Here is a 25,546-nt window from a genome sequence, read left to right as displayed (position 1 = left end):
AAACTCTAATATTAATGTAAATCTACTCAATTCTCCATCAACACCCTAGTCACTATCCTACCCTACTTCTACTACCACAAACACCCCAACCCATCCAAACACCCCAACCCATCCAAACACCCCAACCCATCCAAACACCCCAACCAAAAGCAGACGACCCCAAAAAGCTCGGCTACGTCTCCCCAGAATTTGCAGAAAATTTCTCCCAGCCACAAATCGACCTAATCAACGCCAACGTCGAAACGCTGCTGCTAACTCAAAGCTGCTCCCGCTGCGACCTCCGAGCCGTAAAATTAATTAACATTAACTTAAAAAATCCCATCCTTACAGGATCAGATTTATCAGATGCCAACCTCAGCGGTAGTCGCTTCGAGATCTCAGATTTTGTCAACACCAATCTAGCTCGCACAAACTTAAGCGGAGCCGAATTAGTAGGAGCGAGAATCAGCAACGCTAACCTCAGAAAAGCTAACTTGACAAAGACAAATCTAGACGGTGCAGACCTGCGATTTTCCGACTTGAGGGATGCCAATCTTTCCGATGCCAACCTCCGCAATGCTAATATAGATGGCGCTAGTATCGATCGAGCAAGTATGGCCGGCACCACAATGCCCGACGGCCGGAAAAATCAATAATACAGCCTCGTTTCCTGGGCGATTGAAATCGCTTCTTATCAAACAAAGTGGGGATGATGCCCGAACGGAATGCCTTTTTCCCAGGCAGAGCCTGGGAATCAATATCTAGAGGCTCTGCCTCGTTGCCTCGTTTACAGCTTCCCTCTTTCCTCTTCCTTCTTCCTTCTTCCTTCTTCCCTCTTCCTTCTGAATCAAACAGCCAAAAACCTCTGAATCACCTCATCGCTTAATTCGCTAGTGCTTCCAGAAGCCACAATCCCGCCTTTTTGCATAGCATAATACCAGTCAGCTTGCCTCACAAAATGCAAATGTTGCTCCACCAACAAAACAGAAATTCCTCTAGTCGCAACTACGCGGCGTACCGCAGCTTCTATATCTAAAATAATAGACGGTTGAATCCCTTCCGTCGGTTCATCCAAAACCAGCAATTTCGGCTCACCCATCAAAGCTCTAGCAATAGCTAACTGCTGCTGCTGTCCCCCGCTCAAATCACCTCCCAGGCGATCGAGCATAGTTTTCAAAACAGGAAATAAATCAAAAATTTCATCAGGAACTTCAGGATTTTTGCTTTTGGTTAGTTTCGCTTCCAAACCTAACAAGAGATTTTCTTTGACCGTCAAACGGGGAATAATTTCGCGTCCTTGAGGCACGTAACCAATGCCCATTTTCGCCCGCTGGTGAGTCAACTTAGAAGCAATAGATTCGCCGCCAAAAGCAATAGTGCCGCCGCGCGGTTGCAGCAACCCCATAATCGTTTTTAGCATAGTAGTTTTGCCCACACCATTTCGGCCGATCAAGCAAACCATTTGCCCCGCCATGACGCTTAAATCGACATCGCGCAAAATGTGACTTTCGCCGTAATAAACATTCAAATTAGAGACTTGTAGCATAGTTTTTAATTGGTAATTGGGCAGGAAAATTGGTAGCAACTAACAAATAACTTCTTCCGTCTTCCGTCTTCCGTCTTCCGTCTTCCTTCTTCCTTCTTCCTTCTTCCTTCTTCCTTCTTCCTTCTTCCTTCCTCTTACTCTTCCGGTTTTCCCAAATATACCTCAATTACCCGATCGTCATTTTGCACCTCATCCATAGTCCCCTCGCACAAAACTGCACCCTGATGCAACACCGTAACCTGCTGCGCAATTTGCCGCACAAACTCCATATCATGTTCAATTACCAACACCGAATGACTTTCGGCCAGCGAAATCAGCAAATCTCCAGTTAACACCGTTTCCTCATCAGTCAAACCCGCCACAGGTTCATCTACCAACAACAAATCAGGAGATTGAGCCACCAACATTCCAATTTCCAACCATTGCTTTTCCCCGTGAGAAAGCAAACCAGCCGAAACATCAGCTTTAGCAACTAAACCAATTGTTTCTAACAAACCGGCAACCGTGCGTTTTTCAGCAGTAGAAGCAGGCTTGAACAAAGTCGAAAAAACATTTTTAGGGCTGCTGCAAGACAATTCCAAATTTTCGCGCGGCGTTAAATTTAAGTAAACTCGCGGCGTCTGAAACTTGCGACCAATTCCCAAGCGGGAAATCCTATCTTCCGACAACCTGCGCAAATTTTGTCCCTTAAATAACACCCTGCCCTCTGTTGGCTGCACCTTCCCGGTAATCGAATCGAGAAAAGTTGTTTTCCCCGCACCGTTGGGGCCAATGATAACTCGCAGTTCACCCGCATCCATGCTGAAATTCAAACCGTTGATAGCTTTAAAACCATCAAAACTAACAGTCAAGTTTTCTATTTCTAATACTTTTCCATTCATAATTAGTAATTAACTCACTAATGGACAACAACCGATACCCTTTGTAGGTGCGTAACGCAAATCTTCTCCTTATTAAGCAGATTTTTTACCCTGCCGTGACACCATATTTTCTACTTTTTGCTGGCAGTTTACTCTAAACTAAAACTGCTAGAACTGCTCGAAATTGGAGGTGGAGTGGCAGCTAAAATGCGTTCAGCTAACTTCGAGAGTGGCAAACTTTGCACGTATACTTTTCCAGGCCCAGTCATCTTTGCCAAAAACAAGCCTTCACCTCCAAATAAAGCATTTTTAAACCCGCCAACAAATTGAATGTCGTAGTCTACTGTGGGAGCAAAAGCTACTAAACAGCCGGTGTCTACTCGCAACACTTCGCCAGCTCCCAAATTTTTCTCAACTATTGTTCCTCCCGCATGAACAAAAGCTAGCCCGTCACCCTGCAATTTTTGCAGAATAAAACCTTCTCCGCCAAAGAAACCGGCACCGAGCCGTTTGGTGAAAGCAACCTCAATTTCAATGCCGTTGGCCGCACAGAGAAATGAGTCTTTTTGACACAAAAATTTACCGCCAAGTTGACCTAAATCGAGGGGAATTACTTTACCTGGATAGGGGGCGGCAAAAGCGACGCGGGCTTTGCGATTTCCGGCGTTGACAAAGGTGGTAATGAAAAAACCCGCTCCTGTCAGCATCCGTTTGAAACCTTGAAATAAGCCGCCGCCTGTAGATGTTTGCATTTGGATGTCGCCTTCCATGTATGTCATGGTTCCAGCTTCAGCCCTGACACCTTCTTTGGGGTCGAGTTCAATTTCGATGAGTTGCAAATCGTCGCCGTAAATTTTGTAGTCAATAATATCTGCCATATGTTTCCCCTCAAGTTAAAGAACGAAGCTGTTTGCTAAGGATATATAAGTAGGTGGACATATATATTGCGTATCCTCAGAGAGAAACCCAGCTTTTCCCCAGTCTATTGCGATTGCTTCGTTCCTCGCTGCCGGGTGACATTTATTTATGTCCGCCTACTTATATATACACGATCTTTTTGCACTCAATGTTCAAGTTCTTCTTTTTCGCGCTGCACTTGGGGGTCTTGTTCCAGGCTGGGGTAAGTAGATGCGTACTTCGGTCTTCTGAACAGGGTGCGAATTTGGTCGAAACCTTGATGTTGCAGCCATCCTACTAAGCCGTCGGGCAGCACTGTAACTACTATTAGGAATAGCGCGCCTTGGAAAAATAGCCACACTTCGGGGAATTGTTCGCTCAAGAAACTCTTGCCAAAGTTGACTAGCAGCGCTCCCAATATTGCTCCCGATAATGTGGCGCGACCTCCCACCGCGACCCAGATTACCATTTCAATTGAAAAGGCAATATCCATTGCTTTTGGCGAAATAATTCCGGTTTGTACGGTAAATAATGCGCCTGCAATCCCGGCTAAACCGGCGGAAATTGCAAAGACTAAAACTTTGTATCCTGTGGGATTGTAACCTGAGAAACGCAGGCGTATTTCGTCGTCGCGAATTGCTACTAACAGGCGGCCGAAACGCCCGCTGGTCAGCCAGCGGCAGAGGGCGTAAGTTGCTGCTAGAAATAGTATGGTGAGAATGTAGAAAATATATTGAGTATCTCGGTCATTTACTGTGGCTCCGAACAAGGTTTTAAAGTCGGTGAGTCCGTTGGTTCCGTTAATGAGTTTTTGTTGACCGTTAAAGAAGTTGAAAAATACAATAGTTGCTGCTTGGGTGAGAATTGAAAAGTAAACGCCTCGAATTCGATTGCGGAATACTAAATAACCCAAAAGTGCGCCCAATATAGCGGGGATGAGAACTACTGCTAATGCTGAGAAAGGAAATGAATAAAATGGTTGCCAAAACCAGGGCAGTTCGGTAACGCCGTAGAGGTTCATAAATTCTGGCAATTGACTGCTGGCGGTTGGGGGAATTTGCAATTTTAGGTGCATGGCGAAGGCGTAGCCGCCGATCGCAAAAAATACGCCGTGTCCGAGACTCAGCAAACCCGTGTATCCCCAAATCAAGTCAATGCCGAGGGCGGCAATTGCTAGTGCTAAAAATCGCCCCAATTGATTGAGCCGAACGTCGGGGAGTATTCCTGGGATCAGGAATATGAATGTGAGGGCGATCGCGCTGACAATTGCCGCTTCTTTTAGCCAGGCTTTTTGATATTTTTTCTGCATTTTTCGCTACCCTAGCAGTTGTAATTTTTAATTTTCTACCGTTCGCCCTTTTTGCGGGAAAATCCCTCCCGGCTTCACTTGCAGAAAAGCCATAATTAAGGCGAATACCATTACTTTTGCCATGCTGGTTGTGGCGAAAAATGTGAAGAAGTCGGCTAAAGGCTTGACAGGAGCTAACATTATTGCTAAGGTTCCCGAACCGATCAGATAATTTGCAGTACCGATCGCGATCGCAGCAACTACACTCCCCACAATCTTGCCGACACCGCCCACAACCACCACCATAAAGGTATCGACTATATAATTTTGTCCGGTATTTGACCCTACGGAACCGATCAAACTAATCGCGCACCCAGCGACACCTGCCAACCCCGAACCCAAAGCAAAAGTCAGCGCGTCTACTTGTTCGGTAGGAATTCCCAAACACGCGCTCATGCTGCGATTTTGCGTCACAGCGCGAATGCGAAGTCCCCATACAGAACGCTGCAAAAATAAGTAAATTCCCGCCAAACAAATTCCTGTCAGCGCAATAATAAAAAGTCGGGCGTAGGGCAACTGAAAATTGCCCAGCGGGATGCCGCCGCGCAGCCATGCAGGCGCAGTCACATCCACATTTTGAGCGCCAAACCAAGGTTTAGTTACTGCGAGTTGGTAAGTTTGCCCTAAAAAGGCGCTCGCCGCCCAGGAAATACCCAAAGATAAAGGCAAAATTATGGCGACAATTTTGCTGCGAATGCGATCGAAATCCGATCGCTGCTTCAGCACTCGCAAACCTCCAAAAAACAGCAAACAAAACACCGCAATCCCAATTACCAGCACCCAACTGACGCTGCGGACAAACTGCTGCAAAATTAAACTTACGCCCCAAGTTGCAAGTAGAGTTTCTAGCGGCCGTCCGTAAAGATAGCGAATCACTCCGCGTTCCAGAATTAATCCTACTAACGCAGCTACTAAAAAAGCTAGAGGAATCGCAAATAAAATATAGGTTTCAAAAGCAAATCCTCCGATACCTTTGAAGACATTTTGCACCACGAAAGTTGTATAAGCCCCCAGCATCATCAACTCGCCGTGAGCCATATTAATCACGCCCATCAGCCCGAAAATAATCGCTAACCCCAGGGCTGCAATTAGTAAAACAGCGCCGATGCTAATGCCGTTAAATAAACCGTCCAATAAGCCGATCGCCACTTTTTATCCTCCTATTTTTCTATAATATTTGGTGCAATTATGTAACAACTAATGTGTGCAATGCACACCCTAAAGACGCGAGTTTTTGTATTAGGAGAAGGTGCGACATCAGCGCACTGAGCGATGTTTTAGGTAAGCTAATAAATCCGGGAAAGGTACGCATTGCGCGATAAAGACGCAAGTTTTTGTATGAGGGGAAGGTGCGCCCTCAGCACCCGGAGCGACTTTTTATCGGCACAGTTATGTAAGGGGAAAGGTGCGCAATGCGCACCCGGAATAGAGTTTTAAATTAACTTAATTATGAACTCTTGAATTTTCCGCCTTTTGCGGGGTCTGACCAATCGCAAGAAAAGCCTTTTGTTTCAGCGACAAACTGATTCCAAGGAACCGGCTGCACTGCTTGTGGCGTAGCAAAAGCAATGTTAAACAAACCGTCGTCTCTCACTTCGCCCAACCTCACAAATTTAGAGATGTGGTGGTTATTTTCCATCGTAACTTTGCCCTCCGGCGCGTCAAAAGTTTGACCCAAAGCTGCTGCCCGCACTTTTTCCAAATCGTCGGCTGTCCCTGCTTTTTCGACGGCTTGCTTCCACAGGTACACCATGATGTAAGCTGCTTCCATCGGGTCGTTAGTCACTCTATCTTTGCCGTATTTTGCTTTGAAAGCTTCCACAAACTTTGTATTTCCCGGAGATTCCACAGTCATGAAGTAATTCCAGGCGGCGTAATGGCCTTTAAGATATTCTACGCCGATCGCCTTTACTTCTTCTTCCGCAATACTGACAGACATTGACGGATATTTGTCCGGCCCCAAACCTGCACCCTGCAACTGTTTGAAAAATGCTACGTTGCTGTCGCCGTTGAGGGAATTGAAAATGACGCCCCCGTCAGGCAAAGCTGCCTTAATTTTAGTAATAATTGGCGTGACTTCTGTCCCGCCCAAAGGAATGTAATCTTCCCCAACTAATTCGCCACCTTTGGCTGCTAGCTGTGCCTTGATAATGGTATTTGCCGTGCGGGGGAAAACGTAGTCAGACCCGACTAAGAAGAATTTTTTGCCTTTATTTTCTAGCAGCCAGTCCACTGCTGGTTCGATTTGCTGGTTCGGCGCTGCCCCAGTATAAAAGATGTTCTTGGAACACTCTTGACCCTCGTATTGTACGGGATACCAGAGCATATGATTTTTTTCTTCAAATACTGGCAATACTGCTTTGCGGCTGGCGGATGTCCAGCAGCCGAAGACGGTGACAACTTTATCTTGGTCGATCAATTTTTTGGCTTTTTCGGCAAAAGTCGGCCAGTCTGAGTTGCCATCTTCTATTACTGTTTCGATTTGTTTTCCGAGGACACCGCCAGCTTTATTAATTTCTTCGATCGCTAATTGTTCGGCATCGACAACGCTTTTTTCACTGATTGACATCGTGCCGCTCAAGGAATGCAAAATTCCTACTTTGATCGTGTTTCCACTGCCTGCTGCTGGTGTAGTTCCTGTTGATGTGGGCGAAGTGGCTGGAGTTGCTGTTGGAGTGGGAGTTCTACAAGCTTTGAGAAATAAACTTGATGTTAGGGTAGCAGAACCGTATAAAAGAAATTTCCGCCGATCGAATCGCTTTGCCATTTTTTCTGGTTACTCTTGAATAGATGAGTCAGATGATTGAGAATAATAACACATAGCGACTTGATATTAAGACTAGGCTCATCAGACTGTTGTATGTTTAGCTACAAAACTTAGTGTTTTTCACAAAATGAATGCTTTGTGGGGATTGATGGCAACTGCGGCAGAAACCCGGCTGATACCATGTTAGATGTAAGATTTTAGATTTGAGCTTCACGATGAAATAAGGGTTTGGTGCACGGGCCTACCGTTGCATTCTGTTCTGAAACCGGGTTTAGACACCAAAATACGTCTTTTCAGCAATTAGTGTGACATTAGAAAGCCGATTTCTTTACATAAATTATCTTAAATTATCTTATTGATGCTACGAGTTAGTCAGAAACTGGGTCGATCGCACAACATAGAAACCCGGTTGCTCGCTCTTAAAAGGTTATTGATGCTAGAACTTAGGCACCAACCGGCTCGATCGCCCAACATAGGCTTGTGTCAAAGCAGGTGACGATCGCACTTCGCTTTCAGTACGATCGTCACTTGTAGAAATGCCCCTGATTTATGGAGAATAGCGGACTCGAACCGCTGGCCTCTGCGGTGCGATCGCAGCGCTCTACCAACTGAGCTAATTCCCCTGATTGAGTTTTAATTTAGCATTTTAGATGCGGGATTGCCGAATTTAAAAGGCTTACAGGTCTTGCTCGCTCTCACGTTCGCAGACCGTCACCTACGTTAGCACGTAACTGCTAAAAAGGTCAAGTGTTTTGCGCAGCCGGCTCAGTGGGGGCGATCGAGCAAAGTTCCGCCACCCTGTCCAACTCTAAATCAGCAAAATAGTCCACCGTCCAATTAGCTTGGCGCTGGATCATGTGAAATGGGTAAGTGTGAGTCACCCCTGCTACCTGAATCCCCGCTTTTTTCGCCGCTTCAATCCCCGCAAAAGTATCTTCTATCGCCAAACACTCGATCGGTTGCAGGTTAAATTCGGGATATTTCTGGTTGAGAAGTTCCACAGCTAATAGATAGCCGTCGGGTGCTGGTTTGCTCGCCCTCAAGTCGTCGCCTGCAACAATTAACTCAAAGTTTGCTGCCAAACCGGCCCGATCTAACACCAATTCTATATCCGATCGCATTGCCCCACTAACTACGGCCATTTTCAGTCCGGCGGCCCGAATTTGGGCAATAAATTCTGTCAAACCGGGATAAATCGGCAGTTTCTCCAAAGTATTTATTTGAACTTTGTAAGCTTCGGCCTTGCGCAGCAGCAGCCGAGCGAGGTATGTTTCTGTCAAAAATCGTCCCCGGCGCTCGAGCAGTGCGGTAATGCAAGCGCGATTGCTCCTTCCCAAACAAACTTCTCGAACCTCCCCACGTTTGAGCTGGAGATTTTCATCCAGCATCAATCGATCGATTATTTTCTCGTGAATCGGCTCGTCATTAACAATCACACCATTAAAATCAAATAAAACTGCTTTTAGAGTCATTAGTCATGAGTCATTAATCATTAGTTATTAGCCTCTTAACAGTCAACAATCAACAGTTAATACATCAAGCGGGAGCTGGTATGCCTGGTAAATCGCCACCAAAATCAGGAGTTCGATCGATAGGATTCCACCCCGCCGCCACCCGCACCTGTTCCAAATCTTCCCCAGGCAAAGGTTTCACACCCTGCGTTACCTGATTTACCCACCAGTGTTCGTGAGTTTGCACCGCCGCGAATCCAGCCGCCCCCACCCAAGCATCGAGGCTGCCAGCCGCGTAAGACTTAATATAAGGCTCTTCAAAGATATCAGTCAGCCACTCTGTCTGCTGCAAAGTTTTTTGATTTCCGTCCAAAATTGCCACTTGTCCCCCAACCTTCAGCAGTCGGAAGCTTTCTCGCAAAATTGCCCGCGATACAGCAGGTGGCGTTTCGTGAAACAGCAAGGAAGCTGCGACTAAATCGAAGCTGGCATCGGGAAAAGCAACGCTTTCGGCATTTCCGTGCAACCATTCGATATTTAAGCCTGCTTTTTGGGCTTTAATTTCGGCAACTACCAGCATATAAGGCGACAAGTCCAGGCCGACAACTTCCGCTTCGGGAAAAGCCTGCTTGAGCATGAGCGTTGTCGAACCTGTGCCGCATCCCAAATCGATGATTCGGCGCGGTTTCACCCGCACAGCGTCTATTAAGCCTTGCCTGACGACTGTTTCGTGGGGGGGCAAAACATATTGCGTGATTGGATCGTAGGAAACGGCGGCACTGGGGTTGAGGTAGCCACCTTTAATGCCGTGAAAGTTTTGGCTGCTGTAATATTCGGGATAAACTAGGTCGGGTTGTCGGTAGCGATCGCCCGCTGTTTCCCAGTCGATACCTTCGTAGAGTCGTTTCAGTGCTTCTTCGTCGATCGCCAGTCGAATCAGGGGCGACAAAAAGCGCTCGAAAATTGTATCCTTGCCAACAGCCATAAAACTCCTTTAACAAAAACTATTCTAATTTTAGCCAAAGGCCGTCAACTTAGCATTCATTCAAACTGTTGAGTCGCTCTTCCCTCTTCCCTCGAACCTCTATCCCTTACCTCGGTTACAAACTCCGTGGGCTTCCCTTCCCACTTCCTCCTGATACCACTTTCCAAAAATAATGCAACTGTAGATAATATCCAAAACCTTGTATTATAGGCATTCCCAAATTTAAAATCTAAAATCTAAAATCTAAAATCTAAAATAGTCTTACTTGCCGTTACTAATAGGAATTTTTACCAAAAACTCCGTGCCACCGCCCGGAGGTTTAGAAATTTCGATGCTGCCACCGTGTCCGTCCACTACAATTTTGTAGCTAATTGCTAACCCCAAACCAGTGCCTTTGCCTACGGGTTTAGTAGTAAAAAATGGGTTATAAATTTGGTCTTTAACGCTGTCGGGAATGCCCGGGCCGTTGTCTGCGATCGCCACTTTCAGAAATTTACCGCCATTTTCGCGACCGACTCCCGTGGAAATTGTAATGATTTTATCCAGGCGATCTATCTCGTTCAAGGCATCGATCGCATTGCTCAGCAAGTTCATAAACACCTGATTGAGCTGAGACGGATAGCACTCGACTAAAGGCACTTTTCCGTATTTCTTGACTATATAAATTCTATTTTTGAGGCGGTTGGAGAGCAGCAGCAAGGTATTTTCCATACCTTCGTTAATGTCTGCCAGCTTTTTGTCAGATTCATCGAGGCGAGAAAAGTTGCGCAAAGAAAGAACTATGCTGCGAATGCGTTCAGTTCCTATTTTCATAGAATCCAATATATGCGGCAAATCTTCCTCGATAAATTCTAACTCAATTTCTTCTACAAAATCTGCGATTTCCTGGGGAACCTCTGGGAAGGTTTGTTTGTATAAACTCACCAAGTCTAACAAATCTTTAGTATATTTGCTGGTGTGAGGCAAATTAGCGGAAATGAAGTTAACGGGGTTGTTGATTTCGTGCGCTATCCCGGCCACCATTTGACCTAATGATGACATTTTTTCGCTCTGCACTAAATGAGTTTGAGTTGTTTTCAGTTCATTTAAGGCACTATTGAGCCGTTTTATTTGGTCTTGGGTTTGACTGTAAAGGTGAGCTTGAGTAATTGCGATCGCCAATTGGTCTGCCACAGCTTTTAAAAGTTGAATTTCCTCCTCGCTCCACAGCCAATGAGTAGCGTGGCTGCAAATTAAATAACCCTGCGGCTGGTTCTGAGTCTGAACAGGTACGGCTAAATAGCTATTAGCTTTAAATTCGATATGTTGAGCTGCACACTGCGCCAAAGTGTCGCTCGAAAGAATAATTGGTTCGCTTTGACCGCTCCGTACTAACACATTTTCGATAAAGTAAGGATCAAACTTTATGGCTGGTGTCGGAGAATCCGAGTGGCAAGATTCCGACATAATTTTTAACATTTTGTTTTGCGGTTCGTACCAACCAAAAGCCGCCCGTTCTAGATGCAGCAAACTTACTATTTCTTCGACTGTACTTTGCACGATTTTGTCTAATTCTAGGGAAGCCCGAATGCGTCCGGCAATCCGGTTGAGCATCGCTTCTCGCTCCGCTTGAGCGCGGTTGTTTTCGGAAGAGTAAATTAGCCAAATTGCTGCTAGCATTGCCGGGCCGAGCAGTCCGGCGACTACAGATGTCAGCAAATTTAATGCTTGCAATTGGGATTCAATATTTTCGCGGGGAATTACTAAAGCCATCGACCAGTTAACTTCCTTGAGGGGAGCATAGGCCACATACACCCATTTGTTATCTATTTTTACCAGTTCGATGTTCGTCTGGCGGTCGATCATCTGCCGCGCAATTGTGGAGAGTGCGGGGTCTTGTGACTGTAAAAAGCTTGGGGCCGGCCAATCTATATTTCCGATTAAGTTATTGTTGGGATGAACAATTGGCACTCCTTGTGAATTGATCGCAAAAGCATAACTGTCGGAACCGTACTGCAAGCTGTTAGCCACAGATGCTACTCTGTCTAATTTTATAGCGCCTGCGAGGACTCCAATTACTTTATTGGAACCGGGAGGCAAGGGCCAAATAGGAGCTGAAATGATGATCGTCGAAACTTTTGTACTGCGGCCGATCAGCGGGTCGGAAACGTTGACATACCCGGCCATTGTTGTGCGAAAGTGTTGGCGGTCTTTGGTGTTTCCGCGGTTGCCTAAAGTGTTGATAAATGAGCCGTCGGATTGAGTTAATGACAGGATGAAATACTCTTTTAATCTGTATATTTCTCCTTGCAACCGGGGCTCGACTAATTGCCAATTGAGAGTCCGAACCGTAGGATCGTAAGCAATGGTTTCTATTTCTGCTTTGCGGCTGCTGAGCCAGCGGTCGATTTCGTCGGTGCCTTTTTCTAGTTTTAATAGTGCTATTTGCTTTAAATTGTCGAGGATTAGTCCGCGCACAAAAAAATAGCTGATACAAGCAGTTGTGCTAATGGTTAAAGCCGTGGTGGCCAGAATTAGCAGGGTCAGCAAATGGCGGCGCTGCCGTCTGTGCTGCCAAAGACTGTGCGCTTGTTGCCACCCTGATTGAGCAGAACTGCTGATGTTGTCCCAAAAGCGGCGCAGCTTTTTTGTTGGGTGCGGCGCAGACATAGATCTGGCTTGATTTGCTGGGTTTTGCATCATCAAATGTTCCCTCAGAGTCAAATTCATCAAACGGCATGCTTCCTTGGTCCTTCGGCAGAATTAATATCAGGCAAGTAGTGACACCAGTTTAAGAAAAGAATGCAACTGTAGCCGAGATAAAAACGCTAGTAGTGATTAGTTATTCCCAATTCTTCAATCCTTTAATCTCAAGTCTAAAATGGTATGATTTGCATTCCTGACTGCAAAGAGTTTTTATTCTGGTAGGACACTCGCATTCTATTGTGGCATCAATTTTATATTTCGACCTTCGGTTTACCTACTTGAGGTGAGTGCTTTACGATATCTTTAATATCTATCTTGTTTGTATAACAAAATAATTGTAAATAACACAGAGAAAATACGGAGCTTTTTAAATTAGCAAGGTATTATAATGTATGGGCAAAACCCTCTTGACAATTTTACCAATTTGCGCTGCGGTTTTAAGGGGAAATTTTTTCCTCTAAAGCTTTTTTGGCGAAGCGGGTTGCATAAACGGTGAGGGCGATCGTTGCTAGCAAACCAATGCCGTAGAGAGTCCACTCAGCAGCAGTGCGCGATCGCCCTTGCGATCCCAGTGCAGCCAAACTCCCGGCCAGGGAACCGATATAAACATACATGACAGTTCCCGGAATCATGCCGATCCAAGATGCGAAAAAATAGTCTTTTAGCGATACCTGCGTGACTCCAAAAGCATAGTTAAGCAAATTAAACGGAAAAATGGGAGAAAGCCGCGTCAGCAGCACAATTTTCCATCCTTCAGAGGCAACTGCGGAGTCGATCGCCTTAAATTTTTGATTGCCCTCTATCTGTTTGGAAACCCAGTCGCGAGTTAAATACCTTCCTGTTAAAAAAGCGCAAGTTGCGCCTAAAACTGAACCGATGGAAACGCAAACCGAACCGCCAACGACTCCGAACAAAACGCCAGAACCGAGAGTCAGCAAAGAACCGGGGATAAATAGAACGGTTGCTACAATGTAAATTAAAATAAAAGCTGCCGGGCCCCAAGGGCCGAGACTAGCGATCGACTCCAGCGCATTTTTCAAAATTCCTTGGAAATTAAAAAACTTAGTCGCTGCAATTAAAGCCACAGCTAAACCAATCCCTAAAATCAGCTTCCAACTGTTGGATGGCGGCGGATTCTCACCGGGCGATCGCGAATCATTCATTACCTAAACTCTCCACTCTCAATAATATGGACATGGGGCATTGGGCCCAAAAGCATGGGGAATCGGGAATCGGGAATCGGGCCCAAGAGCATAGTTTCTTCCTTCTTCCTTCTTCCTTCTTCCTTCTTCCTTCTTCCTTCTCAAATCAAAGTACCGCCGCAGCTAGAACCGCAACCCGCCGTACAGCCGTAACAATAAGCAGCAGTTTGCACCTCTTGAATCAAATCTAAACTGCCAGATTCGAGCAATTTAGCAACAGTTATCTTTTCCCCGCTGCCAGTTTTCGCCGGCAGATTTTCCATTTGGTTAAAATCGCAGTCGTAGACATTGCCCAAATAGTCGATCGACAATTCGTTGCGGCACATTAAATGTTCCACAGTACCGGGATTAAAATTCTCCTCCAAAAACCCGAGATAAGGCTTGTGGAGTTTCTTATGTTCCAAATGAAACTTAGTCCGTCCCACCGGTAAATTAGTAATCGCGAACAATTGATTAAAACAAATCCCAAAATGTTCTGCTAAATAAACCTTGTAATCTTGCTCTAACTTGCCCTGTTCCGGTGTTAGCGAAAACTTGTCTGTTGCCGGCACTTGTGGATTGTACACCAAATCCAGAGTTAAATTTGGATTTTTCCCGTATCCCAACTGATTTAGCTTTTGCAGGGCCCGAATCGAAGTGTCAAAAACACCGCTGCCGCGCATTTTATCCACATTGTCAGCTTGGTAGCAGGGAAGCGACGCCACAATTCTGAGTTGATGATGCGCGCAATATTCGGGAATATCTTCAAAACCTTTTTCAAAGTAAATCGTCAAATTAGAACGAACAATTACCTCTTTACCTGCGGCCCTGGCAGCTTCCGCCAGCGGTTTAAAACCGTAAAGCATTTCGGGAGCACCGCCAGTGAGGTCAACAGTTTGAATTTGAGGAAAACGGCGAATGATTTGAATTAATTGGTCGCAAATTTCCGGGGAAAGTTCTTCTGTTCGTTTCGGGCTAGCTTCTACGTGGCAGTGAGTGCAAGCGAGGTTGCAGCGTTTGCCGAGATTAATTTGTAAAACCGTAATCTGCTTTTTAGTTAAAGCTGAGTGAAGTTTGTTTTTGAAAGGCGTGACTGCTGTCTGAATCATGTGCTAACCTTTTAGTCTCCGATCGCAACGAATGTAGAGGCGTTCGGCCGGAACGCCTCTCATAATTTAGCACTAATTATTTGGATGCGACAGCGACAAATTTTAACCGCTCGCTACAAAGTTAATTGAAACTCACATCTTGCACCATTATTAAAAACAGGCTTTCCGGCCTGTTCCACAGGAGATTAATTTTTTTGTGGAACAGGCCGGAAAGCCTGTTCATAAAAGGCTTATTGACAATACTGCAAGAGCTGAGTTAAAACCGACAAGGCAAGAATTCTAATTTTGACACTAATCTTACTTTAGAGAGTCCACTAATTTCTCAACTCGTGCTTTAATTTCATCTCGAACGCGGTGAAAAGTTTCGATGGGTTGTCCGTCGGGGTCGTCGAGTTGCCAATCTTCAAACACTTCTCGCAATACCCACACTTCGGGTAAATTTACACCGCAGCCGCAGAGAGAAATTACTGCATCGTAGTCTTCGGCATTGAATTCCCTTAATGGGTTTGATGTTTGATCGGTGATATCAATGCCGATTTCTGACATGACTTGAATTGCTGTTGGGTGAACTTTGCTTGATTCTAAACCGGAACTGGTGACTCCAATTTTGCCGTCTCCGATTGTTTTAGCGAATCCTTCTGCCATTTGCGATCGGCAGGAGTTTCTTTTGCAAACAAACATTACTTTTTTCATGATTTTTGTTGTTGTTAGTTGTTAGTTGTTAGTTAGATGTTTCAAGCGCGCGATTTGCTACGTCGATCGTCTGTTTAGCGGCTTGTTCCTTGCGTTCGCTGTGGCGATCGGTCAAATAGTCCGTTTGCTCCCGCAACAGCAAGGTAAACTTGTACAGTTCCTCCATCACGTCGATCGCGCGATCGCGGTAAGGCGAATCCTTCATCGTCCCATCTTCATTAAATTCCTGATAAGCTTTCGCAACCGAAGACTGATTCGGAATCGTAAACATCCGCATCCAGCGGCCCAAAATTCTCAAAGTATTCACAGCATTAAAAGACTGGGAACCGCCGCTGACTTGCATCACCGCCAAAGTTCTGCCTTGAGTCGGTCTGACAGCCCCAATGCTTAAAGGAATCCAGTCAATTTGATTTTTCATAATGCCGGTAATATTGCCGTGCATTTCTGGACTAGACCACACTTGACCCTCCGACCACAGGCTTAATTCCCGCAACTCTTGAACCTTCGGATGAGTATCGGGAACGCTGCCGTAAATCGGTAATTCTAGAGGATTAAAGAACCTAACTTCGGCGCCGAAATTCTCAATAATTCTCGCCGCTTCTTCCGCCAACAAGCGGCTGTAAGAACGCTCTCTTAACGAGCCGTATAAAAACAGAATTCTCGGTTTGTGCGTAAAACTTGTCATGATACTTTTAATTAAAATCCCGAAATCCGTTAGATAGTTCTCGATAAACTGCGACTGCTAATTGCGCTCCCCAAATCGGAGCCACCCAGTAAACCCAATGGTGGTTCCAAATACCGCCAACTAAAGCCGGGCCGAGCGATCGTGCCGGATTCATGCTCGCTCCGGTAATCGGCCCCATAAATGCAGCTTCTAAGCCTACAGTTAACCCAATTGCTATCCCGGCAAAGCCGATGTGAGCGCGTCTATCTAATCCCGAACCGAGGATGACCAACATTAAGATAAAGGTCAAAACTGTTTCTAAAATTAGAGACTGCAACCAGTTACCTTTGAGAGGAATAGTTGCACCGAGATTTGCTACTTTTCCTAGGGTAATTAGCAGCAATTGAGAAGCTGCGATCGCACCCGCACACTGCCCTAAAACGTAAGGCAAAACTTTGTATTTTGGGAAAAAACCGCTCGCCCAAAACCCTAAAGTTACGGCTGGATTAAAGTGTGCGCCACTGATGTGTCCTAGGGCGTAAATCATCGCAGTTACTACTGCCCCAAATACAAAACTGACTCCTAAATGAGTTACCGAACCAGCGCTAGTTTTGTTAACCATCACCGCGCCGGTGCCTGCAAAAACCAAAATAAATGTACCTAGAAATTCCGCGATCGCCTCTCGCCTGCAATCGCGGCGAGCACAAGCTAACCTATGAGCTGTTGCATCCATCGCTCTGAACTAATTGTTGCCATCCCATCATATCAATAAAAATTGATATGTCAATTATCAAAAAAGCCATATCAGTATTTGAGTGATTAAGAAATATTGATGGGTTAACCCGCGTCGGAACAGGGGCGCGCCGGCAGGATCTGGCTGAAGCGCCGGTATTCGGCGAGATACTGTTCGAGGGCGACAAACTGGGTCAAATTGAGTCTGTAGTAAATCCAGCGGCTTTCTTGGCGGCTGCGGACTAAAGCTGCATCCTTCAAGGCTTTGAGGTGAAAAGAGAGTTTAGACTGAGGGACTCCAAGTCGATCGCACAAATCGCACACGCACAACTCCTGTTCCCGCAGCAACTCCAAAATCTGAAGCCGCAGGGGGTCAGAAAGAGCGTGAAAGCCAGCAGCGATCGATTTATCTGCAACAGGTGGCGCGATCGGAGAATTTTTAACCATAAATTACCCTTAAAATTTTATTCAAAAACTCCCGGCACGATTTCTTTTTTTACCGTTATATTTTATCGGGTTATCCTTTGATGACAATCCCAAATCAACTGCGAACTCTTTCTCTTCTAGGACTAACGATTAATTCTCTTAACGATGCAAGACCCAGTAAGCACAGCCGCTGATTAACGCAGCAATTGGCAAGGTCAAAATCCATGATAGTAGAATCTGATAGAAAACGCGCACATTAGCTTTTTTTGAAATCAATCCGACACCAAAAATTGAACCTACCGAAACATGAGTAGTAGAAACTGGAAGTCCATAGCGACTGGCAGCAATAACTAAAAATCCCGTCACTAAGTTTGCCACCAGCCCTTGACCGGTATTCATTGCTGTCAGCTTTTTGCTCATTGTTTCGGCAACTTTTTTAGCATTCAATAAACCGCCGATCGCCATTCCCAAAGCTACTGCTAAACTTCCCCACTGAACAGATATTGATTGACCGACTAACATCAGCGAAACAATTTTCGGAGTATCGTTCAATCCTCTGGCAAAACTGACGATTCCCGCACTCATAAAATGGCAAACATCCACTAACTTTTGGCTGGGAATTTGTAAGAAATTTCCCAGGTACCTTTGCGTGCATTTATCTAGAGAATCGACCGCGACATCAGCGGTTGTGATGCACTTAAGTATGTTAGTTGCATCGGGCTGGGGAATGGGAATAATCTGTTGAGTTTGACCAGCGCAAATACACCATTCTTTCTGGATTCCTAAATAAACTCGCAGGTAACGAGACAGCCCATAAATTAAAGCTGCTAATGGAATCGCAATCATGGGACTCAGCAACAAAGGCATTAGAAAAGTGTTCTGCAATGCTGTAAAATTAACTTCAGTAGCAATTGCTACTAAACCTGCACCGACAAGAGCACCTGTAAGACCGTGAGTTGTGGAAATAGGGAATCCAGTTAAGGTAGCAAAAATAACGGTTAAACCCGCAGCGATCGCGACTGCCAAATGAAAATCTGGGGCATTGGCGATCTCGTCTGGAACTAGCCCTTTTCCCGAAAAGCTTTTTACCAGCGTTTCTGCTAAAAAAATAGAAAATACTGAACCTGCAAAAGTTGTGATCGTTGCCCAAGTAATTGCTGTTTTATAGTTCGTCGTCTGACTGCCAAACAGTGTTGCCACGCCTTTAAAATTATCATTAGCACCATTGCAGTATGCTAAAAAAAACGTGGCGATAAATAGCGCAATAAGTAACATTTTATTCCTCAGAATAAGTGTGGTTTATTTAAAAAAGTTTTTTGCCCAAACCCCTACAACCACAAATTTGATTGTATAGACAGAGTTACATCAAATAAAATAATTAAAATATTAAGATTTATTTTGGGGTTAGGCGAGCGATCGCGTCTTAATTTCGCGCAAGCAACATGGGCACGATATTGAACAATACTATAATTAAGGCTCGGCGATCGCTTCCGGTACGCTCAACCCACCCATTCACTTAGGATTCTGTACCCTTGCCGGCACATCTGTCAATCCCGCCTTCTGCATCAGCGAAATCACCCCTATAGATAGAATTCCCCCAATAATTGCCCCGACAACTACCAGGATAATAAAGACTTTTTGCAGAGTTTTTTTAGTTGCCGGGTGGTACTGTCTCGGCAATGCTTCACCTTGCTCGTCAACTTCTTGCTCCAAGGGGTCTAGCGGATTGGAGGGATTTGAGTTAAAAGGATTGGGCGCTTGATTCATGGTTAGTTTGGGTTAAAGGAACTCGACAACTATTTTAACTGGCGATTTACCCTCGCAGCTTAAATAATACATTCTGGTTTTACTGAATACTCTATAAATTTTATTAAGATTGCTAAAATAAGGATTAACCCGGTTTATTGAATAAACCGGGTTTCTCAACATACTAAAAGTTTTATGTCACGCTTCTGCTTTTGACAAACGATCGAGAGAAATAGTTGCCGCCTCAGATACTTGAGAATTGCTATCTTTTTCTAAGTATTTTAAAGCCGAAACGCTCTTAACACTCGGCAGATTGCCCAAAGCTTCAGCCAGCCGCTGACGGATCAGCCAATCTTCCGACTGAGCAAAATCGAGGATGCGATCGATCGCCCCAAGATCTTTAATTTCCCCCAAAGCCGAAATTGCCGCCTGCTGGATCACCACTTGCTCGCTGTCGAGAGCTTTTAGCAGCACGTCGCGAGCCCGGGGATCTTTGAGATTCCCCAGAGAAACAGCAGCGCTGAAGCGCACCAGCCATTGAGTATCTTCGTAAAAAGCCCGCACCAAAGCATCAAAAGCTCTGATATCTTCTAGATAGCCCAAAGCACCCGCAGCGTCAGCGCGAATGCCGTAATCTGGGTCAGTTTCTAGCAATTTGACTAGAATGGGATAGCACTCTGGTGTCGGTTTGACCCCGAGAGCAAACACAGCCATCGATCGCACTTGCAAACTTTCGTCGTTCAACACCTTTTTTATCAAAGGCACCGCCTCTGCAGCAGGCACGTTCCGCAAGTTGGCCAAAGCCACCATTCGATCCGCTGAATTTTGGCTTTCTAACTTGGCTGCAATTTGCTCTAAGCTTAAAGTTGTCATTATGAGTAAATCTTGTAGTAAAACTTTACATTCGGGTTATTTTGATTATAGGGGAGTCTCAGGGGAAAAGCAGGCAGTAAAAACCGCCCAAGGATTTGAGATCGGTAAGATTGCGGATTAGTGAGACGATTAATCTAAAGCTCAGATTGCGTAAAAATAATTAATTAGAAAGTTTATTATTTAAATCCCAAGCACAGGCGAGGTGTTTCTGCCGTTCCCCAAGGCTTTGCCCGATAGTTAGCCGCCCTCTGACAACCTGCAATCAACTATGCCGTTTTACCACCCGCCCTTTTACTCCTCAGCCTTAGAACAAGCGATCGATCGCTACCCTCTCACTGCCGGGCCAGAAACTTCCTTAGCAGTGGCGATCGCCTTGATGAGTCAGTTGCAAAACAGTTGTCCCCTAGTCAAAACACCTTTACCCTCAGACCGGGGATCTGTGACCGAAACGTCCGCGCCGGACAAGGTGCGGGCCCGCTGCGTGTTCGTCGTGGAGAATCAGCAGACTTTGACCACAGGCAATTTATCCGAGAACCCCAGCCGCGGACTGTTAATCGGCATATTAACTCCCGCCGACCTTGTGAGGCTGATAGCTTCTGGCAAAATAGACAGTCAGCATAAAGTAGCCCTGCACAAAATACCAATTTCCGAAGTGATGTCCCCGGTGTCGGTCTCCCTCACAGAATCCGATGACCAAGACGTGTTTACTGCTTTATCCTTATTTCGCCAGCACAAGATTCGCTATTTGCCGATCGTCAATCAATGGGGCCACTTGGTAGGAGTGCTGACGCGGGAAAGAATTCGCCAAGTATTGCAGCCTTCAAATATTCTCAAATTACGGCGAGTAGCAGAATTGATGACTACGCCAATTACAGCGCCCCACACCGCCTCGCTGAAGAGTATAACCGAACTGATGTCAGAGCATCAAGTCAGTTGTGTAGTCATTACAAAAAACAAAGAATTAACAATGGAGAAGCCCAAAGATGAGTATACCTCCATTTTTCACTATTCGTTTCACCAACCCCGGGGAATTCTTACCGAATATGACATCGTGCAGGCACAGTTTCTAGAACTAAATTTCGAGCAAACCCCAGCTCAAAAAGTCATGAGAACTCCCCTGCAATTTCTTCAACCTTCCGATTCCCTGTGGACGGCGCACAAAGAAATGCAGCAGCAACAAGTGCAGCGGTTGGTCGTGTGCGGGGGGCGCGGAGAACTGTTGGGAATTATTACTCAGACCAGCTTGCTCAGAGTCCTCGACCCCACCGAAATGTACCGAGTTGTCAAACAGTTGCAGCAGTCGGTTTATCAACTGCAAGCCGAAAAAGTGGAACTGCTGCAAAGCCGCAACGCCAAACTAGAACAGCAGGTGCGGGAACGGACTGCAAAACTCCACGAACAATTGCAGCGCGATCGGCTGTTAACTCACATTTCCTTGCGGATTCACCAATCCTTAAACCTCGAAGAAATTCTCCACGGCAGCGTCGATGAAGTCCGCCAAGTTTTGCAAGCCGATCGAGTAGCAATCCTGCATTTAGAGTCCAGCAATTACGGCATTGTAGTGGCAGAATCCGTTGCCGAAAATTGGCCTTCAATCTTGGGAGAAATCCTGCCCGATAATATTTGGCAAGAATCTGCTTCGGTGATAGAACAGGAAATTTATGCCGTCCCCGACATCGACCAAGCCCGTTTGAACCCCGAAAAATATGCGCGGTTCCAGCAAGCGCAAATCAAAGCTTATTTGATTGTACCAATTTTGGAAGACGGCAATTTATGGGGAATGATGTGCGTCCATCAGTGCTCCGAATCCCGGCAGTGGCAGCCTTCGGAAGTGGATTTGCTGCAGCAACTGGCAACTCAAATCGCGATCGCGATTCAGCAAGCCCAACTCTATCAGCAAGTGCAAAATCTGAACACCGACCTCGAACGTCAAGTCCAAGAACGCACGGCCGAATTGCAGCAAAAAGTTCACGAACTCCAGCATTTAAACGTCCTCAAAGATGAATTTCTCAGCACAGTTTCTCACGAACTGCGGACGCCTTTAGCTAATATAAAAATGGCTATTCATATGCTGAGAATTTCTCCCACAGCAGACAGGCGCCAGATTTATTTAGAAATTTTAGAAACAGAATGTACTAGAGAAACAGATTTGATTAATGCTTTGCTAGATTTGCAGCGGCTCGAAGCCGCAACTTGTCCGATCGACCTTGAACCAGTAAACTTAGAAGCCTGGCTGCCTACTATTATCGACCCGTTTTACACCCGGGCCCATGACCGCCACCTGGATTTGCGAGTAGAGTGCGATCGCCACCTTCCCACGATCAGTTCCAACCGAGCTAGTTTGGGACGAATTTTAGCAGAGCTCCTCAACAATGCCTGCAAATACACTGCCAATGACGGCGAAATTTCTCTGAAAGTTGAGTGCAAAAACGAATACTGCGAACAACGAGGACAAAGAAAGAATTCGCGACAAGCAATTGCTCTAGCTTCAGAAATCCAATTTAAACTCAGCAATCAATCGTCCATTTCCATAGAGGAATTGCCTCGAATTTTTGAGAAATTTTATCGAGTTCCGAACGCCGATCCTTGGAAACAAGGAGGTACAGGTTTGGGTTTAGCTTTGGTTCAAAAACTTGTCGAACAGTTGCAGGGAAAAATTGAGGTTGAAAGCAGCAATGGCTGGACTAATTTTACCGTTACATTTCCCACCAACCCGGATGAAAATTAGTCCGCCATCAATCAATTTTAGATTTTAGATTTTAGATTTTAGACTTCGGCATGAGAGGTTAGCCGATCGCTTAGTCAAGTCGCGCTCAGTCGAACGATTTTAGATTTTCGATTTACTCCACAGACTAATCTGGGAGCTTGAACAAGAGTCTAAAATTTTGGGAGTTCCATGACTCCTGTCTGGGGCTTGTATCCTTGTTTTGGGTGTCAGCTTTTTTGGGTGTCACTCTTTTTTGGAAGCTAGTTTGCGGATGCCAGACGGTGCTGGTGAAAAATTCAAATATTCATTTTTCTCTTCAACAACTGATGATTTAGATGGTTGATACTTCTTGCCTTTGGTGGCATGATTCGCAACTGTACCCAAGCAGGGTATGCCAAAATTTTCTAATTGACTGAAAACTTTTTGGACTACAGAAAAGTTGACTTGGCGAATTGCTATAACCATCAGTATTCCATCGGTGCGCGCGGCTAAAAAATTCGCATCTTTACTGTCAACGAGCGGCGGCGTATCGTAGATCACTAAGTCAAATGTTGCCTGAAGTTCTTCCATTAAATACTGCATCTGAGATGAGGCAAGGCGTCTGGCAGTACCGGGAATAGGGAGACCGGCTGTTAATACAAAAAGATTATCTGCTAGATGCGATCGCTGGATAATTTCATTTGGTTCATTTTTATTGTCCAGCAAGTTGCTCAATCCCTTAAGATTAGGCAGTTCCAACAACAAGTGCAGGCTGGGCGAATGCAAATTCGCGTCTACTAACAGCACGCGCTGACCCGCCAGCGCTGCCACGTGAGCTAAGTTTAAAGCAACGGTAGATTTGCCTTCGCCAACTGTAGCTGAACCAACTGCCAAAGAGCTAATCGTTCGATTTGAAGAAAGAAAGCGGATATTAGTATAAAGAGAGTCAAAAGCTTCTATAAATTCCGAAGCATTTTTCTTATTACCCTCTTTTCCTTCAAGATAAGCATAGGCATTAGCAATAGAAGGCGGAAATTTTTTAGCATTTTTGTCAAGAGGAATTGCTCCCAATAAAGGTGCTTCCACCCCATCTTTAACGTCATCAACACTGTAGAAAATATTGCGGATTTTTTCAATGAGGATAGCAGATCCCAGACCCAACACTAGCCCCCCAATCACTGCCATCATAAATTTGTTTTTATTTTTTGATGCAACTGGAATCAGCTTGCCCTTAATATCTCGCGGTATCCGGGGTTCAGAAATTATTTCCCAAGGTACTTGGCTTTGAGCTGCTTGGATGCGCAGACTTTCCCGCTGACTTAAAAGTTGATCGCGGGTGCGGGCGGCGATGTCTAATTGCTGTTGCAGTTCGTTGTAGCGGCGGGCTATACTGGGAAATTCTCTGGCTTGTCGGCTCAAATCGTTTTTAGTTTGGGCGATCGCCTGACTGCGAGCTTCTAAGACTTGAACTTGGTTGGCAGTATCAACCAATTGTTTAATCAAGCCTATGCGAATCGAATTTTGAAAATTCTGAACTTTAGAATTGGCTTGGCTTCCTACTAAATTTTGCCCCAAAATTCGGTCAGTTTGCTGGTTGAGCAAAGCTACTAAATTTGTCCGCTTGCGCTCTAAAGCTTCTACTATAGGGTTAGCCGATTTAAAACGAGCTGTTTCTACAGCAATCTGACCTTCTACTTCCTTAACCTTGGTCAGCAACTCTTTATATTGAGGTTCTTCGCTTAAAGCTGAAGCAGCAATAGCTTCATTTGGTGTAAAATCTAATTGTTTTTGCAAGTTCGCGTACAGCGTTTTCTGTTCCTGCAGCAGCCTTTGAGTTTCTAACTCTAAAGTTTCTACGGTGCGAATTTGCTGGATCAATTGCGCCCCTTGTTCTTTAGGATCGGTAATCTTTTGTTGCTGCTGTATCACCTGTAAGTCCGACTTCAGGTCATTTACGCGCTTATTGAGTCCCGGAAGCTGGTCTTCAATAAAATTAACACCTTCACCAATGCGAGTCTTGCGTTCGTCAAGACTATATTTTAAATATTTCTTTTTAATTTCTTGTAAAACGAACTCAACTAATTGAGGATCAGTCCCCATGAAGCGAACTTCCAAAATTTTAGTGAGCGTCATCTCATCTTCTCCCATCCGCAAAACGAGTAAATTCTTTTGAAGAATGGCCTCGGTAAATTGTGGATATCGTTTTTGGACTTGTTTAACAATAGCCGACAGCATCTGAGGACTCTGGAGAATTTGAAGTTGAGTTGCGTAGTCCAAACTAAAAAATTCTCGACTAGGCACTGCCCCCCCCTCGCCGCGATTGGCTAGGGCAGCGGGGTCAGCAATTCTTGCCTCCGTTGTCACGGGTTCCACTAGCATCCGAAAATCGCCTTGATATGTTTGCTTACTTCCCTTGATCTGATAAGTAACTCCACCGCCTACTAGACCTATAATCCCAATAATGATTAGGGCTTTTCGCTGAAAAGTCCTCAACAACGGCTTTAGATTCAATCCTTTCTGAGGCTGCGCGCTTAATTCTTCTCCCTCCTCAACGGAAAATTGCTGCACCTGTCGGCTCTGGTTGCTAATGGGTACGATATGAGCGTCCTGTTCTCTTTCCATGTAGACCTCTTTAAAATTTTGTTGGTAAAATCAGCTTTGTTCTGCAAGCCTTTTGGTTGATACTTTGAGCATTGGCTTAAGGATATCACAGGAGATTCTTGCTTGGTCGAGCCCACTTCCTTCTAATAGTTCTCACTACTTTCACATAATATACAAAAATAACTAAATCCCTATGCTTTGCCGGCTGCAAAAGTTTTTTTACAAATGCTTGAGAGTTGTATCCGACTGCATTTCGGTCGGCTGCATTGTGCATCTATTTAGGGTTTCGGGGGGGCGAAGCAAACTTTTTCTGGTGT

22 protein-coding genes and 1 tRNA gene are annotated in these 25,546 nt (G+C 45.3%); 2 read left to right on the top strand and 21 right to left on the bottom strand.

Going from position 1 to position 25,546, the window contains the following annotated elements:
- The first annotated feature begins 20 nt into the window (after window positions 1-20).
- Entirely contained in the window at window positions 21-635 is a 615-nt protein-coding gene (locus E5S67_RS34400) for a pentapeptide repeat-containing protein (RefSeq protein WP_339382869.1), read from the top strand.
- 191 nt (window positions 636-826) lie between these two features.
- Here E5S67_RS34400 and urtE read toward each other — a convergent pair whose 3' ends face one another.
- The 20 genes from urtE to E5S67_RS14080 all read right to left on the bottom strand — a co-directional run bounded on the left by urtE (window position 827) and on the right by E5S67_RS14080 (window position 19,942).
- The gene (gene urtE / locus E5S67_RS14175; protein WP_172188203.1) at window positions 827-1,525 is read right to left on the bottom strand and encodes an urea ABC transporter ATP-binding subunit UrtE; all 699 of its coding nucleotides are present in this window, start codon (window positions 1,523-1,525) and stop codon (window positions 827-829) included.
- Window positions 1,509-1,691, bottom strand: a complete 183-nt coding sequence (locus tag E5S67_RS14170; protein WP_172188201.1) for a hypothetical protein — start codon at window positions 1,689-1,691, stop codon at window positions 1,509-1,511. The genes urtE and E5S67_RS14170 overlap by 17 nt, the downstream gene beginning before the upstream one ends.
- Window positions 1,660-2,406, bottom strand: a complete 747-nt coding sequence (gene urtD, locus E5S67_RS14165) for an urea ABC transporter ATP-binding protein UrtD (protein WP_172188199.1) — start codon at window positions 2,404-2,406, stop codon at window positions 1,660-1,662. Before urtD ends, E5S67_RS14170 begins: the two co-directional genes overlap by 32 nt.
- A gap of 128 nt (window positions 2,407-2,534) precedes the next feature.
- Window positions 2,535-3,263, bottom strand: a complete 729-nt coding sequence (locus E5S67_RS14160; RefSeq protein ID WP_172188197.1) for a TIGR00266 family protein — start codon at window positions 3,261-3,263, stop codon at window positions 2,535-2,537.
- Between the two features lie 185 nt (window positions 3,264-3,448).
- Entirely contained in the window at window positions 3,449-4,591 is a 1,143-nt protein-coding gene (gene urtC, locus E5S67_RS14155; RefSeq protein ID WP_172188195.1) for an urea ABC transporter permease subunit UrtC, read from the bottom strand.
- 27 nt (window positions 4,592-4,618) lie between these two features.
- Window positions 4,619-5,773, bottom strand: a complete 1,155-nt coding sequence (locus tag E5S67_RS14150) for an ABC transporter permease subunit (RefSeq protein ID WP_339382868.1) — start codon at window positions 5,771-5,773, stop codon at window positions 4,619-4,621.
- 304 nt (window positions 5,774-6,077) lie between these two features.
- Window positions 6,078-7,397: an urea ABC transporter substrate-binding protein gene (gene urtA, locus E5S67_RS14145; RefSeq protein WP_172188191.1), complete on the bottom strand. Its 1,320-nt coding sequence runs from the start codon at window positions 7,395-7,397 to the stop codon at window positions 6,078-6,080.
- Between the two features lie 550 nt (window positions 7,398-7,947).
- Window positions 7,948-8,020, bottom strand: a tRNA-Ala gene (locus E5S67_RS14140).
- Between the two features lie 120 nt (window positions 8,021-8,140).
- A complete protein-coding gene (locus E5S67_RS14135; protein WP_172188189.1) occupies window positions 8,141-8,869 on the bottom strand; it encodes an HAD family hydrolase in 729 nt (242 codons plus the stop codon).
- A 64-nt stretch (window positions 8,870-8,933) separates the two neighbouring features.
- Window positions 8,934-9,833, bottom strand: a complete 900-nt coding sequence (locus E5S67_RS14130; protein ID WP_172188187.1) for a class I SAM-dependent methyltransferase — start codon at window positions 9,831-9,833, stop codon at window positions 8,934-8,936.
- Window positions 9,834-10,094: 261 nt separating this feature from the next.
- On the bottom strand, window positions 10,095-12,515 hold the full coding sequence (locus tag E5S67_RS14125; RefSeq protein WP_246276785.1) for an ATP-binding protein: 2,421 nt from the start codon (window positions 12,513-12,515) through the stop codon (window positions 10,095-10,097).
- A 440-nt stretch (window positions 12,516-12,955) separates the two neighbouring features.
- A complete protein-coding gene (locus tag E5S67_RS14120) occupies window positions 12,956-13,681 on the bottom strand; it encodes a TVP38/TMEM64 family protein (RefSeq protein WP_172188185.1) in 726 nt (241 codons plus the stop codon).
- A 140-nt stretch (window positions 13,682-13,821) separates the two neighbouring features.
- Window positions 13,822-14,808, bottom strand: a complete 987-nt coding sequence (arsS, locus tag E5S67_RS14115; protein WP_172188183.1) for an arsenosugar biosynthesis radical SAM (seleno)protein ArsS — start codon at window positions 14,806-14,808, stop codon at window positions 13,822-13,824.
- A 297-nt stretch (window positions 14,809-15,105) separates the two neighbouring features.
- A complete protein-coding gene (gene arsC, locus E5S67_RS14110; RefSeq protein WP_172188181.1) occupies window positions 15,106-15,501 on the bottom strand; it encodes an arsenate reductase, glutathione/glutaredoxin type in 396 nt (131 codons plus the stop codon).
- Window positions 15,502-15,529: 28 nt separating this feature from the next.
- Complete coding sequence (gene arsH, locus E5S67_RS14105; protein ID WP_172188179.1) at window positions 15,530-16,186, bottom strand: arsenical resistance protein ArsH; 657 nt, start codon at window positions 16,184-16,186, stop codon at window positions 15,530-15,532.
- 7 nt (window positions 16,187-16,193) lie between these two features.
- Window positions 16,194-16,898, bottom strand: coding sequence for an MIP/aquaporin family protein (locus tag E5S67_RS14100; RefSeq protein WP_172188177.1), 705 nt, complete (start codon window positions 16,896-16,898; stop codon window positions 16,194-16,196).
- Window positions 16,899-17,002: 104 nt separating this feature from the next.
- Window positions 17,003-17,344 carry an ArsR/SmtB family transcription factor gene (locus E5S67_RS14095; protein WP_172188175.1) on the bottom strand — a complete coding sequence of 114 codons (342 nt, stop codon included), beginning with the start codon at window positions 17,342-17,344 and terminating at the stop codon, window positions 17,003-17,005.
- Window positions 17,345-17,482: 138 nt separating this feature from the next.
- Window positions 17,483-18,598: an inorganic phosphate transporter gene (locus tag E5S67_RS14090; RefSeq protein WP_172188173.1), complete on the bottom strand. Its 1,116-nt coding sequence runs from the start codon at window positions 18,596-18,598 to the stop codon at window positions 17,483-17,485.
- A gap of 237 nt (window positions 18,599-18,835) precedes the next feature.
- The gene (locus tag E5S67_RS14085) at window positions 18,836-19,090 is read right to left on the bottom strand and encodes a hypothetical protein (protein ID WP_172188171.1); all 255 of its coding nucleotides are present in this window, start codon (window positions 19,088-19,090) and stop codon (window positions 18,836-18,838) included.
- 177 nt (window positions 19,091-19,267) lie between these two features.
- A complete protein-coding gene (locus tag E5S67_RS14080) occupies window positions 19,268-19,942 on the bottom strand; it encodes a HEAT repeat domain-containing protein (RefSeq protein WP_172188169.1) in 675 nt (224 codons plus the stop codon).
- Window positions 19,943-20,210: 268 nt separating this feature from the next.
- On the opposite strand from E5S67_RS14080, the gene E5S67_RS14075 reads away from it, so the two are divergent.
- A complete protein-coding gene (locus E5S67_RS14075) occupies window positions 20,211-22,670 on the top strand; it encodes a CBS domain-containing protein (RefSeq protein ID WP_172188167.1) in 2,460 nt (819 codons plus the stop codon).
- Between the two features lie 222 nt (window positions 22,671-22,892).
- Here E5S67_RS14075 and E5S67_RS14070 read toward each other — a convergent pair whose 3' ends face one another.
- Window positions 22,893-25,250: a GumC family protein gene (locus tag E5S67_RS14070; protein WP_172188165.1), complete on the bottom strand. Its 2,358-nt coding sequence runs from the start codon at window positions 25,248-25,250 to the stop codon at window positions 22,893-22,895.
- Window positions 25,251-25,546 lie beyond the last annotated feature (296 nt).

Source organism: Microcoleus asticus IPMA8 (assembly GCF_013179805.1).
Classification (GTDB): domain Bacteria; phylum Cyanobacteriota; class Cyanobacteriia; order Cyanobacteriales; family Microcoleaceae; genus Microcoleus; species Microcoleus asticus.
This window is presented reverse-complemented; position numbering and strand designations above follow the sequence as displayed.

Coding starts and splice junctions, on each gene's coding strand:
- urtE (WP_172188203.1), bottom strand. CDS start 1,525: ATGCTACAAGTCTCTAATTTGAATGTTTATTACGGCGAAAGTCACATT.
- urtD (WP_172188199.1), bottom strand. CDS start 2,406: ATGAATGGAAAAGTATTAGAAATAGAAAACTTGACTGTTAGTTTTGAT.
- E5S67_RS14160 (WP_172188197.1), bottom strand. CDS start 3,263: ATGGCAGATATTATTGACTACAAAATTTACGGCGACGATTTGCAACTC.
- urtC (WP_172188195.1), bottom strand. CDS start 4,591: ATGCAGAAAAAATATCAAAAAGCCTGGCTAAAAGAAGCGGCAATTGTC.
- urtA (WP_172188191.1), bottom strand. CDS start 7,397: ATGGCAAAGCGATTCGATCGGCGGAAATTTCTTTTATACGGTTCTGCT.
- E5S67_RS14135 (WP_172188189.1), bottom strand. CDS start 8,869: ATGACTCTAAAAGCAGTTTTATTTGATTTTAATGGTGTGATTGTTAAT.
- E5S67_RS14130 (WP_172188187.1), bottom strand. CDS start 9,833: ATGGCTGTTGGCAAGGATACAATTTTCGAGCGCTTTTTGTCGCCCCTG.
- E5S67_RS14125 (WP_246276785.1), bottom strand. CDS start 12,515: ATGATGCAAAACCCAGCAAATCAAGCCAGATCTATGTCTGCGCCGCAC.
- E5S67_RS14120 (WP_172188185.1), bottom strand. CDS start 13,681: ATGAATGATTCGCGATCGCCCGGTGAGAATCCGCCGCCATCCAACAGT.
- arsS (WP_172188183.1), bottom strand. CDS start 14,808: ATGATTCAGACAGCAGTCACGCCTTTCAAAAACAAACTTCACTCAGCT.
- arsC (WP_172188181.1), bottom strand. CDS start 15,501: ATGAAAAAAGTAATGTTTGTTTGCAAAAGAAACTCCTGCCGATCGCAA.
- arsH (WP_172188179.1), bottom strand. CDS start 16,186: ATGACAAGTTTTACGCACAAACCGAGAATTCTGTTTTTATACGGCTCG.
- E5S67_RS14100 (WP_172188177.1), bottom strand. CDS start 16,898: ATGGATGCAACAGCTCATAGGTTAGCTTGTGCTCGCCGCGATTGCAGG.
- E5S67_RS14095 (WP_172188175.1), bottom strand. CDS start 17,344: ATGGTTAAAAATTCTCCGATCGCGCCACCTGTTGCAGATAAATCGATC.
- E5S67_RS14090 (WP_172188173.1), bottom strand. CDS start 18,598: ATGTTACTTATTGCGCTATTTATCGCCACGTTTTTTTTAGCATACTGC.
- E5S67_RS14085 (WP_172188171.1), bottom strand. CDS start 19,090: ATGAATCAAGCGCCCAATCCTTTTAACTCAAATCCCTCCAATCCGCTA.
- E5S67_RS14080 (WP_172188169.1), bottom strand. CDS start 19,942: ATGACAACTTTAAGCTTAGAGCAAATTGCAGCCAAGTTAGAAAGCCAA.
- E5S67_RS14075 (WP_172188167.1), top strand. CDS start 20,211: ATGCCGTTTTACCACCCGCCCTTTTACTCCTCAGCCTTAGAACAAGCG.
- E5S67_RS14070 (WP_172188165.1), bottom strand. CDS start 25,250: ATGGAAAGAGAACAGGACGCTCATATCGTACCCATTAGCAACCAGAGC.